At 50.1% G+C, this 12,176-nt stretch carries 12 protein-coding genes; 10 read left to right on the top strand and 2 right to left on the bottom strand.

The genetic code is table 11. The features are described from left to right. Positions 1-362: 362 nt before the first annotated feature. The 4 genes from DYD62_RS18345 to lnt all read left to right on the top strand — a co-directional run bounded on the left by DYD62_RS18345 (position 363) and on the right by lnt (position 4,626). Positions 363-1,163 carry a hypothetical protein gene (locus DYD62_RS18345; RefSeq protein WP_115228832.1) on the top strand — a complete coding sequence of 267 codons (801 nt, stop codon included), beginning with the start codon at positions 363-365 and terminating at the stop codon, positions 1,161-1,163. Between the two features lie 121 nt (positions 1,164-1,284). Then, positions 1,285-1,755, top strand: a complete 471-nt coding sequence (gene ybeY / locus DYD62_RS18340) for an rRNA maturation RNase YbeY (RefSeq protein ID WP_115228831.1) — start codon at positions 1,285-1,287, stop codon at positions 1,753-1,755. 180 nt (positions 1,756-1,935) lie between these two features. Beyond that, on the top strand, positions 1,936-2,802 hold the full coding sequence (locus tag DYD62_RS18335) for a CorC family transporter (RefSeq protein ID WP_115228830.1): 867 nt from the start codon (positions 1,936-1,938) through the stop codon (positions 2,800-2,802). Positions 2,803-3,126: 324 nt separating this feature from the next. Next, on the top strand, positions 3,127-4,626 hold the full coding sequence (gene lnt / locus DYD62_RS18330) for an apolipoprotein N-acyltransferase (protein WP_115228829.1): 1,500 nt from the start codon (positions 3,127-3,129) through the stop codon (positions 4,624-4,626). 20 nt (positions 4,627-4,646) lie between these two features. Here the strand turns inward: lnt and DYD62_RS18325 are convergent, their stop codons facing one another. Continuing rightward, positions 4,647-5,171 (bottom strand): RDD family protein, encoded by a 525-nt coding sequence (locus DYD62_RS18325; RefSeq protein ID WP_099398863.1) that lies wholly within the window; start codon positions 5,169-5,171, stop codon positions 4,647-4,649. Positions 5,172-5,740: 569 nt separating this feature from the next. Here DYD62_RS18325 and ilvB point away from each other — a divergent pair. From ilvB to DYD62_RS18305, 4 genes are read left to right on the top strand one after another with little or no spacing between them, the layout of a single operon-like run. After that, positions 5,741-7,507 (top strand): biosynthetic-type acetolactate synthase large subunit, encoded by a 1,767-nt coding sequence (ilvB, locus tag DYD62_RS18320; protein WP_115228828.1) that lies wholly within the window; start codon positions 5,741-5,743, stop codon positions 7,505-7,507. A gap of 12 nt (positions 7,508-7,519) precedes the next feature. Next, on the top strand, positions 7,520-8,011 hold the full coding sequence (ilvN, locus tag DYD62_RS18315; RefSeq protein WP_046351917.1) for an acetolactate synthase small subunit: 492 nt from the start codon (positions 7,520-7,522) through the stop codon (positions 8,009-8,011). A gap of 59 nt (positions 8,012-8,070) precedes the next feature. Further along, positions 8,071-9,087 (top strand): ketol-acid reductoisomerase, encoded by a 1,017-nt coding sequence (gene ilvC, locus DYD62_RS18310; protein WP_115228827.1) that lies wholly within the window; start codon positions 8,071-8,073, stop codon positions 9,085-9,087. A 59-nt stretch (positions 9,088-9,146) separates the two neighbouring features. Next, on the top strand, positions 9,147-9,686 hold the full coding sequence (locus DYD62_RS18305; RefSeq protein WP_115228826.1) for a GNAT family N-acetyltransferase: 540 nt from the start codon (positions 9,147-9,149) through the stop codon (positions 9,684-9,686). An 89-nt stretch (positions 9,687-9,775) separates the two neighbouring features. Here the strand turns inward: DYD62_RS18305 and asd are convergent, their stop codons facing one another. Then, entirely contained in the window at positions 9,776-10,615 is an 840-nt protein-coding gene (gene asd, locus DYD62_RS18300) for an archaetidylserine decarboxylase (RefSeq protein ID WP_115228825.1), read from the bottom strand. Between the two features lie 241 nt (positions 10,616-10,856). Here asd and DYD62_RS18295 point away from each other — a divergent pair, with 241 nt between their 5' ends. Both DYD62_RS18295 and pssA read left to right on the top strand, forming a co-directional pair. Further along, positions 10,857-11,237 (top strand): DUF6697 family protein, encoded by a 381-nt coding sequence (locus tag DYD62_RS18295; protein WP_115228824.1) that lies wholly within the window; start codon positions 10,857-10,859, stop codon positions 11,235-11,237. A gap of 157 nt (positions 11,238-11,394) precedes the next feature. After that, positions 11,395-12,162: a CDP-diacylglycerol--serine O-phosphatidyltransferase gene (gene pssA, locus DYD62_RS18290; RefSeq protein WP_115228823.1), complete on the top strand. Its 768-nt coding sequence runs from the start codon at positions 11,395-11,397 to the stop codon at positions 12,160-12,162. Positions 12,163-12,176 lie beyond the last annotated feature (14 nt).

Raw genomic sequence — 12,176 nt, 5'->3', positions numbered from 1 at the left:
CCCAAACATCTGTAATATGGGTCCGCTTTTATCGCCACGCTGCACATTATCTCAAAGCAAAAATCACCCGTCCTAGGGTGCTGCAATGCTTACAAATATTTAAAAACCATCAACCGCCCCCCCTACTCAATAGCGCGTCGTGTATGAAAAACAGCGAAATTAAGTAGAAATTACAACAACTTGCCCAATACAAGCACGACAAAGTAATGCGACAGGATTTTTTGCTGTTAAATACAGCAACCTGAAACAGATTGTCAGTTTTTTCCTGCAGGCACACCGTTTTCCCGGAATCTGCTCGAGTTAAGAATAATTGCACGCTCATGAATATTTAAACAAAAGTCTAACTTTGGAGAATATTTCTAATGCAAACGCCCCACAAACACCACAACCTCCGCCAACTTTCACTCACCCTTTTTGCCAGCCTGGCACTGAGTTTGCCCGCATGGGGCAACAACCAGTCGCTACCCAAAGCAGGGCAGTACAATGCCAATAACAAACTGTTTGAACGCACCCTGGTGATTACAGAAAGTGGCCAGTTTTCACTGGAAGTTTCTGGCAAATCAGCCGGAACCAGTAGCCGTTCGGGGTCAGGCGAAGGAAAACTCAAAGCAGTAGGTGAAGGCTGGCTTTTCAATGAAGGTAACTGTCAGATGCACCTCACCCCCGCAAAAGATGGCTTATTGATGCAGGTTGATGGTTGTGCTGGCAATTGGGGCGATGTCATGTTCAATGGCCTCTATCAGTATGGCGGCGCCAGCGCTGCATCAAAGCCTGCGGCCAGCAATAAACCTGCCTTGAATCCCAAACTGGCAAAAACGTTTAATTGCCAAAATCTGGAATTTAACAATGCCGGGATTCCCGTCTGGCTAGCGCAAATGGCCAATTTGCAGCTAAATCAGGTTTTTGGCACCGAGCTCAAAGTAACGCCGGGCTACACCTTTCAGGGCTTGCCGGTACAATCCGCGATATTATTTGAAAGTGAAATTCCTTTTCTGGCCATGCTGGTCGATGCAGACAAAACCGCATTAACGGCCGCGGTTAAAAAAGCCAAACAACAGAAAAATGCTGGCGTGGCACGCTTACGCAAAAATGGCGAGTTATCGACTGAAGGTTTTGCAGGCAAGGGGCCAGAAGCGTTGTACATCAGTTGTGCCGAGCGTTAATTCACACAGGCTGATCTGAAGTCACAAGCACTAGGATCAGCCCATTTACGTAGTTGTACCGCAAGCTGCATCAAACCAGTATCGTGAAATTCTTAAGCAACAACATTTACAAAGATCACTTATGAAGCAACGTTTAGAAATCTGCCATCAGGTAGAAAGCACCGCCACTGGGCTGCCAGACACGGCCCAGTTTCAGGCATGGGCAGAAGCCGCACTGCTGCCTGATGTGGCCTCAGCAGAAATCACCTTCAGAATTGTCGACACAGAAGAAGGCCAGCAGCTGAACCGCGATTACCGTGGTAAAGATTACGCCACCAATGTGCTGACTTTTACTTTTGATGAAGACATGCCCGATGTACCCGGCCTGCCGCTGCTGGGCGATATTGTGTTCTGTGCGCAGGTCGTAGAAAAAGAAGCACAAGAGCAAAATATCAGCCTGAACGATCACTACGCCCATCTCACCATTCATGGCGTGCTGCACTTGCAAGGCTATGATCATCTTGAAGAAGATGAAGCGCTTGAAATGGAAGCGCTCGAAACTAGGCTGCTGGCAGGCTTAGGCATCAGCGATCCTTATTCAGAAGAAAAGTAAACTTACAAAGGGAAGGTGGCTTACCCGGTAAACCACCTCCCTTGCTACATGGCGGTCTGAAACTGCACAAATCAGGAGCCTCACTACAACAATCCCACTATAACCAACACGGCTGTAACCCAAAAAGCACGATCTTCCGGTATCATTCGGGCATCTTTATCATTGGATCTTTACGCCATAATGGATGATTACCCCTCGGGATCACCGAAATTGAATGCCCCCAAGTCATCATGGCTTGAACGCTTGACCCACTTTTTATTACGAGAGCCTGAAGATCGAGGCCAGCTTGTAGAAATTCTCCACTCCGCTTTTGAGCGCCAGCTGCTTGATGCCGATGCATTGGGCATGATTGAGGGCGTACTGAACGTCGGCGATATGCAGGTGCGTGATGTGATGGTGCCGCGCAGCCAGATGGACATCATCGATATCAATGATGCACCCGCAAAATTTATCCCCTATGTCATCGAAACCGCCCACTCGCGCTTTCCTGTTGTGGATGGCAGCAAGGACAAAGTACTTGGCATTTTGCTGGCCAAAGACCTGCTGCGCTATTACGCCAGCGATGAGGAATTTGACGTACGCGATATGCTGCGCCCCGCTGTGTATATCCCCGAAGCCAAACGCCTGAATGTGCTGCTCAAAGACTTTCGCAATAACCGCAACCATATGGCGATTGTGGTCGATGAATACGGCGGCGTGGCTGGCTTAGTCACGATTGAAGATGTGATGGAGCAAATTGTTGGTGATATCGAAGACGAATTCGATTACGACGAAGCCGAAGACAATATCATCCCGGACAGGCGCGGCAACTGGCGTGTTAAAGGCCTCACCGAGATCAGTGATCTGAACGAAGAAATTGGCTCAGCGTTCTCTGATCAGGAATTTGATACGGTAGCGGGCTTAATCACCCAGCACTTTGGCCACCTGCCAAAACGCGGCGAAATTGTAGCTTTCGATGGCTACCGCTTCCAGATCCTGCGCGCAGACAGCCGCCGAATTTATTCTGTGCTAATAGAAAAACTGGCAGATACGCCTGCTGAAGAATAAAACGTAGAACGGGTGAAACCCGCGAGCCATGCTGAAAAATACGCGGCTTGCACCCGCCCTACGGCTCTATGCCTTACTCCTGGAAACCATAAATAACTACACAAGTCTTTGTACTTGTTCCCCCCTTTGAAAAAGGGGGGCTAGGGGGGATTTAGAATTTGCATATTTTGATCAAAAGGCACCAAACAAAGCTACACCAAAGCAAATCCCCCTCAATCCCCCTTTGATAAAGGGGGAAGCTATAGCACTGAAATGCCACCTAATGTGTGTAGATACTGATGCCTTGAAGCACCCCACCCCAAACAGTCACAGGCCGTGTTGCAGATGCAAAAACTTAAACCCTTACTGCCCCTCCTCCTGCTGGCCTTGTTTGGTGCGATCAGTGTTTTTTCTTTTGCCCCGCTGTATTTATTCCCAATTATGTGGCTTTCACTGGCCGCGCTGACCATTGCCATACAGAAATCCACAACACCCAAAGCCGCTGCATGGCTTGGTTTTAGTTTTGGGCTGGGATTTTTCCTCGCCAATATCCACTGGATTTTCATCAGTCTGAATACCTTTGGCGGCATGCCTGCGCCCATGGCTGCAGGGGGGATTCTGGTGCTGGCCGCCTATATGGCGCTATTTCCAGCATTAGCTGGCTGGCTGACGCTAAAGCTGCCCTGCCCTGAACGGCTGCGTGTGCTGCTGCTGCCTACCGTATTTATTCTGACTGAATGGCTGCGCGGCTGGCTGTTTACAGGCTTCCCCTGGGCCAGCGTCGGCTATTCGCAAAGCCCGATGACGCCACTTGCAGGCTACGCGCCCATTGGCGGCGTCTATCTGATGGGCTGGCTGCTGTGCCTCTGCGTTGCGGTGATTGTCAGCAAGCCGAAGTGGCTGAAGGGCTGGGGCATTGTGGCCAGCATCTGGATTGCAGGCTGGGGATTAAATCAGCTGGAATGGACAAAAAAAATCGGTGCGCCGGTGAGGGTGAGTCTAGTACAAGGCAATATTTCGCAAGATATCAAATGGGATAATGCTTTTTATTTAGATAGCCTGAAAAGCTATCTGGAATTAACCCAAAAAGCTCGCGGCCAGCTGGTCGTCTTGCCCGAAACGGCCATACCTTCGTTTATCAGCGATGTGCCAGATTGGTATCCACAACTATTACGCGATGCCGTTGCGCCACGCAAAGCTGATTTAATTCTGGGCATTCCGATTTTAGGCAAACATGAGGCGGAGTATTACAACGCCGTCACGGTGATGTCGGACCCGGCATTACCACTGTATAAAAAGCAGCATCTGGTGCCTTTTGGTGAGTTTATTCCGTTGCCGTGGCTCTTTAACTGGATTTATCAGTTTATGGATATGCCGCTCTCTGGCTTTAGCCGTGGCGCAGTAAAACAAGCTCCGTTCTCGCTGGCATCCGGCCAGATTGCTGCAAATATCTGCTACGAAGACGTGTTTGGGCGGGAAATTATCAACGCACTGCCCGAAGCCACCATGCTGGTTAATCTTTCCAACCTTGCATGGTTTGATGGCTCTTGGGCGGCTGCTCAGCACGCACAAATGAGCCAGACCCGCGCCTTAGAAACCGGCCGCTATATGCTGCGAGCGACCAATACAGGGCTGACGGCGATTATCGATGAGAAGGGGCGTTATAAAGGAGTATTGCCCGAAAGAACAGCAGGCATTTTAGAAGGCACCGCGCAAAACCGCAGCGGTACGCCGCCCTATGCTTGGGGAGGCGATTACCCGCTGCTGATTGCTCTTGGTGCTTTATTGCTGGGATTGGGCTTACTCAGGCGGCGCGAGGCACAAGCCTGCTTTGCGCAGGCATGATTGCCCACGCAATCCATAGCTTAAACCCTAGGCGGTGCGATCAACAGCTGAGTTCCCGCCAGCCTGTCATGCAAAAACCGGCGTTCTTTATCCAGCAGTGCCCATAAATAAGGCAGAAAAAACAAAGCCGTTAACAGCCACGCCACGATGCGTAAATCCGCATGATGGCGGGCAAAAATCCAGAAGGGTGCGCAAGGCAGAGTACAAATCACCACCACAGCAAAACGGATACCCACCTCACGCCAGCCAAGCGGGCTGCCATCGCTCTTTACAAGGCAGATTCTCCATGTGCGCATCGCTAAAGTCTGCCCGCCGCGCCAGCACCACGCGCAATAAGCAAAAGCCACCGACATCACCCAAGTAAAATGCAGAGCACTTGCCAAAAGATGCTCAGGCAGAGCCGTAACAGGTAAGCCTGTTAACAATTGAAATACCCCTTGGGATATTCCGCCTGCCAGTAAAACCACCGCAATAAGCAGCAAAAGCTCGTATAAAAAGGCAAACATACGCCGCCACCAGCCTGCCGGCCCCGTTGTAATCTTCACAAATCATCCTTTTACTGCATCATTTTTATAAAGTGCATCATTTTTTACTGCCGATGCACCTAGCACTTTATTGAAACTAAGCAAACGATCATAAAATATGCAAAATATTTAGCTTACATGAAACGTTTGGTTCACTTTTCATACTATAAATAAACTGAAGAAACCCGTTTACAGCACTTAAGCAGCACGCTCGCAATCTTATCAAGAACCGCGAAGTACCTTTACCCCCCAAAAGGGCAAGCAAAGCAATCGTGTTGCACACTTTCTTTTCAGATAGAAAAGAAAATCAAGGCTGAGATACTAACAAAGTCAATATGCAAATCACTAGAAGAACTTGCCATTTATACCGCAGTGCGGTAAGTTTCTAGTGCAATATCCAGCCAATAATGCAGGCGGCACTCTACATAGTCAGCCTGCGCCGAAAGGTCACCGCCAGCGGACACACACTGGTCGTCAAAATGGGTCACAAACCTGTTTATAGCGGCGGAAGACCCGGTAAATCATTTGCAAATGGATGGCCACATACTGGCTCCATCCGTTTATCTATCGTTCTGACCTAGGGAATACCCATGGAAATTTCGGGCGCAGAGATCATCACGCGCTGCTTGCAGGAAGAAGGGGTTGAATTTATTTTCGGCTACCCTGGCGGCGCAGTTCTATCTATTTACGATGCAATCTTTAAACAAGATTATTTTAAGCATGTGCTGGTTCGCCACGAACAAGCGGCCGTGCATGCTGCCGATGCTTACTCCCGCTCCAGCAAAAAAGTGGGCGTTGCGCTGGTAACATCCGGCCCGGGAGCCACCAATGCCATTACCGGCATTGCCACTGCCTATATGGATTCAATCCCTATGGTGGTGTTCTCCGGCCAGGTTGCTACCGATGCGATTGGTTTGGATGCTTTCCAGGAAGTCGATATGGTGGGCTGTTCGCGACCTATCGTGAAGCACAACTTCCTCGTGAAAGATATTCGTGAGCTTGCTCCAACCATCAAAAAAGCGTTTCACCTTGCGACAACCGGCAGACCTGGCCCGGTTGTGATCGATGTGCCTAAAGATATTGCGGCTCAAACCACCGAGTTTATTTATCCCGCATCGGTTTCGATTCGCAGCTACACCCCGCCAACTAAAGGCCATCCAGGGCAAATTAAGAAGGCGGCTCAGCTATTAGGTGAAGCCAAGCGTCCATTTATTTATGTGGGCGGCGGCGCAATTTTAAGCAATGCCAGCGCAGAAGTGACCGAGCTGGTGAAGATGCTCAACCTGCCTTGCACCAATACCCTGATGGGCCTTGGCGCACTGGACGGCACCGATCCTCATTTCCTTGGCATGCTGGGCATGCACGGCACTTACGAAGCCAATATGGCGATGCAGTATAGTGACGTGATTATTGCGATCGGCGCACGCTTTGACGACCGTGTTATTTCATCGCCAGAGCACTTCCTTTCGCAAACTAAAAAGATTGTGCATATCGACATCGATCCATCGTCTATTGCCAAGCGCGTTAGAGTCGATGTCCCGATTGTAGGCGATGTAAAACATGTATTGATCGACCTGATCGGCATTCTGAAAGAAACCGGCATCAAGCCACAGGCCGAGGCTTTGGCAGACTGGTGGAAGCAGATTGAAGCGTGGCGTAAACCGCAAAGCCTTTGGTACGAGCCTTCTGATCTGGTGATCAAGCCGCAATTTGTGGTGCAAAAGCTGTGGGAAGTGACTGGTGGCGAGGCCATCATTACTTCTGACGTAGGCCAGCACCAGATGTTTGCCGCGCAATACTATCCGTTTAAACGTCCGCGTCAGTGGATTAACTCAGGTGGTCTTGGCACAATGGGCTTTGGCCTGCCTGCGGCAATGGGCGCTCAACTGGCGAACCCGGATGCGATCGTCGCTTGTATTACTGGCGAAGGCTCAATCCAGATGAATATCCAGGAGCTTTCAACCTGCAAGCAATACCATATTCCAACCAAGATTATTAATCTGAACAACCGCTATCTGGGCATGGTTCGCCAGTGGCAGCAGTTCTTTTACGGCAATCGCTATTCCGAATCTTACATGGATGCGCTGCCTGATTTTGTAAAACTGGCCGAAGCCTATGGCCATGTGGGTATGAAAATCGAAAAACCGTCGGATGTAGAGCCGGCACTGCGCGAAGCCTTTAGCGATAAGCTGAAAGACCGCCTTGTGTTTATGGATTTTATTACCGACAGAGAAGTAAATGTCTTCCCGATGATTCAAAACGGGAAAGGCCTAAGCCAGATGGATTTACCACCACATATGCGTGATATGCAATTGGTGCCATTTGAAAATAACCGTGATTACGGCAATCTGTGCTGAGAGGAGATAAAAATGCGACATATTCTTTCAGTACTGATCGAAAATGAAGCAGGTGCACTATCACGTGTAACCGGCTTGTTTTCAGCGCGTGGCTACAACATCGACTCGTTAACAGTGCAAACCACTGAAGACACCACGATGAGCCGGATGACCATCGTCACCCATGGCTCTGAAGACGTCATCGAACAAATCACCAAACAGCTCAACAAGCTGGTAGAAGTAGTGAAAGTGATCGACCTGAACGAGGCCGATCACATCGAGCGTGAACTGATGTTGATTAAAGTACGGGCGACCGGCAAGGAAAGAGACGAGATGAAGCGGATGGCGGATATTTTCCGTGGCCGCATTATCGACGTCACAGAAAAAGCCTATACCGTAGAGCTAACCGGAACAGGCGAAAAGCTGGATGCCTTTATCAAGGCACTTGATCCGGCTGCCATTCTGGAAACCGTACGCACCGGCGCCTCTGGCATCGGCCGTGGCGAGCGTATTTTAAAAGTTTAATTGAGTGTGGCCCTTGCCATGCTCAGATCAAAATCAAACACCAAGACAGGAATTCAGCCATGAAAGTTTCTTACGATAAAGACTGTGATCTTTCCATCATCAAATCCAAAAAAGTAGCCATCATTGGCTACGGCTCGCAAGGCCATGCCCATGCTTGCAACTTAAAAGAATCCGGCGTTGACGTGGTAGTTGGCCTGCGTAAAGGCTCTGCAACTGTTGCTAAAGCTGAAGCTCACGGCTTAAAAGTAACTGACGTAGCCACTGCGGTTGCCTCAGCCGATGTAGTCATGATTCTGACTCCGGATGAATTCCAGTCAAAACTCTACAAAGACGAAATCGAGCCAAACATCAAGCAAGGTGCAACGCTGGCTTTTGCGCACGGTTTTGCGATTCATTACAACCAGGTTGTGCCACGCAAAGACCTCGACGTGATCATGATCGCGCCAAAAGCACCAGGCCACACAGTACGTTCCGAATTCGTTCGTGGCGGCGGCGTGCCTGATTTGGTTGCAATTTACCAAGATGCATCGGGCAAAGCCCGCGACATCGCCATGTCTTACGCTTCCGGCGTAGGTGGTGGTCGCACTGGTATTATCGAAACCACATTCAAAGACGAAACCGAAACCGACTTATTCGGTGAGCAAGCCGTATTATGTGGCGGCGCGGTTGAGCTGGTTAAAATGGGCTTTGAAACCTTGGTTGAAGCCGGTTACGAGCCAGAAATGGCTTACTTCGAGTGTCTGCACGAGCTGAAACTGATTGTTGATCTGATGTTCGAAGGCGGTATCGCCAATATGAACTACTCGATCTCCAACAACGCAGAATACGGCGAATACGTGACTGGCCCTAAGGTCATCAACGAAGAATCCCGCAAAGCCATGCGCCAAGCGCTGAAAGACATTCAAAACGGCGAATACGCAAAGAAATTCATCGTTGAAGGTGCAACTAACTACCCATCGATGACCGCTTACCGCCGCAACAATGCAGCGCATGGCATCGAAGTAGTCGGCACAAAACTGCGCGCCATGATGCCTTGGATTCAAGCGAATAAAATCGTAGATCAAACTAAGAACTAATTGGCCTTGATTTAAGACGTAAAAGCCAGCTTTCGAGCTGGCTTTTTTTGGGAGCAAAAATGCCCACACTTGAAACCGATCGCCTTATCCTTAGCCCCTTTAGCTTTGACGACGCACCAGCCGTGCAAAGGCTTGCGGGTGACTTTGCTATTGCAGACACCACCGCCACCATTTCTCACCCCTACCCCGATGGCGCAGCAGAAAGCTGGATCGCCAGCAACGCCAGCTTATGGCAGGTAAAACAAACGCTGGCCCTCGCCATCCGCAGCAAAAAAGATGAAACCTTACTAGGTGCCATCAGCCTGTTTGATATTTTGCCCGAGCACCGTGCCGAGCTCGGCTACTGGATAGGCCAACCCTTCTGGGGCATGGGCTACGCCAGCGAGGCGGGCCATGCAATCCTGGCGTTTGGCTTTACCGAGCTAAAACTAAAACGCATCCACGCAGAGCATCTGGCCAGAAACCCGGCATCCGGGCGGGTAATGGAAAAAATCGGTCTTAAGCAAGAGGGGGTTTTACGCCAGCAAGCGATTAAATGGGGCAAGCTAGAGGATGTTGTTTATAGAGGAATATTGAGGGAGGAATGGTTGGGCAACTAACACCACTCCCCCTAATTGCAGGAGCAGGAGCACCTAGGATGAGTAGAGCGAAGCGATACCCATCCCACGGCCCACCCCAAAGCAGTACATCAATCGCCCATCTTCTCGCCCAATTGTACGGCGCGGTCTGCCGCCCAATCGGCATTGAGCTGGCAAGTGCCTTCAGGGAACAGCATTACCACGGTGGAGCCAAGCAGGAAACGGCCCATTTCTTCGCCTTTTTTCAGCTCGATATTCTGACCTGCATAATCCCATTTTCTGACTGCCTTGCTTCTTGGCGGATTAACAATGCCGTGCCAGACCGTCGCCATGCTGCCGACAATAGTTGCACCAACCAACACCAGGGCAAAGGGGCCGAAGTCGGATTCAAACATGCAGACCACGCGCTCATTGCGGGCGAATAAGCCATCCACGCCACGGGCGGTCACGGGGTTTACCGAGAACAGCTCGCCGGGCACATAAATCATTTGCGTCAGGCGCCCATCGCAAGGCATGTGGATGCGGTGGTAATCACGCGGGCTAAGGTAGATATTGGCAAAGCTGCCATTAATAAAAGGCCTGGCCAAGTTGCTATCGCCGCCCAGCAGTGCCGTTGCGCTGAATTCCTTGCCCTTGGCCTGGAAAATTTGCTCTGCTTTAACCGGCCCAAGCTGGCTGATCCTGCCATCCACAGGGCAGACAAAACGCGCTGCATGAATGGGCCGTGCTCCGGGCTTTAATGCCCGGGTAAAGAATTCATTGAATGTGGCAAATGCGGCAGGATCGGCCTCTGCGGCCTCGGCCATATTGACTTTATATTTGCCAATAAACCAGCGAATCACCGCCTGAGTCAGCCCTCCCGCTTTAAGACCTGCAAACACCCCTGAGAGCTGCGTCAGCAAACGCTTAGGTAAAAGGTGTTGCATAAGAACGAACAGACGTTCTGACACGTAGAGCCCCTGTAATCATCAAACCCGGAATTATAACTCAGACCCTGTTGCACGCGGCCGGCATGCTGCATTCAAGTCTCAATTTAAAAGCCTGTTTTTCTATATTTTGATGATTTTTTTGCAGCCACAGCCTTTAGATTTATGCGGTTTTTAAATTGAAACAGATATTGTGATGTCGTCCCGGCATGTTGCTGCGGCCCAAGTTAACAATAACTTATCAATACCTTAGATGGAGGCTCCCATGTTCGAAATGGGGAAGTCGTATAGCCGTGAAGATATTCACGCAGAGTGCGGTGGCAATAAACACTCCTATTTACCACGCAAGCATGGCCGTGTTGTTGCCGCTTGTTTAAGCCCTGATCTTAATCCCGGCGCTCCTAATATTATTCTTTGCAACCCCAAGCTCCCTGAAAAAGCAGCCGCAGATCAATTGGCCATTCAAGGCGGGGTTATCCCGGTTTTTCTGAAACAAACCAGTAATAGCTGGGTTTATCAGGGGCTTTTCCGGGTTGTATCCTGCTCCAGCCATCCGGATGATTGCGCGCCCTATGCTGCGCAAAGCGCCTGGACAAAAGGCCAGATTAAACGGGTATTAAAGCTGGAACAACAAATTAAATTCTGAAAAGAACGCGCTCTTTGGCAGAGGCATAACTTAAATGCCTTTGCCTCTTCTGCATCCCCCAATCATTCCCGCTTGCAAATGTGAATCTTCAAGCAAGCTATCGACCAGGCAAGTCGTCAGCTACAATTGCTACTCACTGTCTTCAGGACTTTTGTGTATGCAAGCTAAACGCCCGATCAATTTCCGCCGTCAGGGCATTTATTTGTTGCCCAATCTGTTCACCCTGGCCGCGCTGTTCGCTGGCTTTTACGCCATTGTGCAGGCCATGAATAAGAATTTTGATCAGGCAGCAGTCGCTATTTTTATTGCCATGGTGCTTGATGGCCTGGATGGGCGGGTTGCACGTTTAACTCATACGCAATCTGAATTTGGCGCACAGTTTGATTCGCTTTCCGATATGGTGAGCTTCGGTGTGGCCCCTGCGCTGGTGGCCTATGAATGGATGTTGCGAGATTTTGGCAAGCTGGGCTGGATCACCGCATTTATCTATTGCGCGGGAGCCGCAATGAGGCTGGCGCGCTTTAATGCCAATATTGAGGTGGTGGATAAGCGCTGGTTTCAAGGCCTACCATCCCCTGCAGCAGCGGCCATGGTGGCGGGTCTGGTATGGATCAGCCATGAATACGCAGAAGAACTCACCCCCATCAGCGGCGCCCTGCCCTATCTGGCTTTAATCTTTACCCTGTTTGCAGGGCTGACTATGGTTTCTAATGTGCGCTTCTGGAGCTTTAAAGAGCTGCATATGCGTAAAACCGTGCCTTTCTTTGCGTTACTCATTACCACGCTGATTTTGTTGGTGATCGTCGCCAAACCCCCACTCATGCTGTTTTGTGTGTTTATTGGCTACGGCATCTCCGGCTATGTGTATTGGCTTTATCGCTGGATAAAACCGCAAAAAGCAGACTCAGCACTCCCTGACGCCTAATCTCTACTCGGGGG

The sequence above is a fragment of the Iodobacter fluviatilis genome (assembly GCF_900451195.1).
In the GTDB taxonomy this organism is placed as follows: Bacteria; Pseudomonadota; Gammaproteobacteria; order Burkholderiales; family Chitinibacteraceae; genus Iodobacter; species Iodobacter fluviatilis.
Note: the sequence above shows the minus strand (reverse complement) of the source record. Positions and strands in the feature narration are given on the sequence as shown.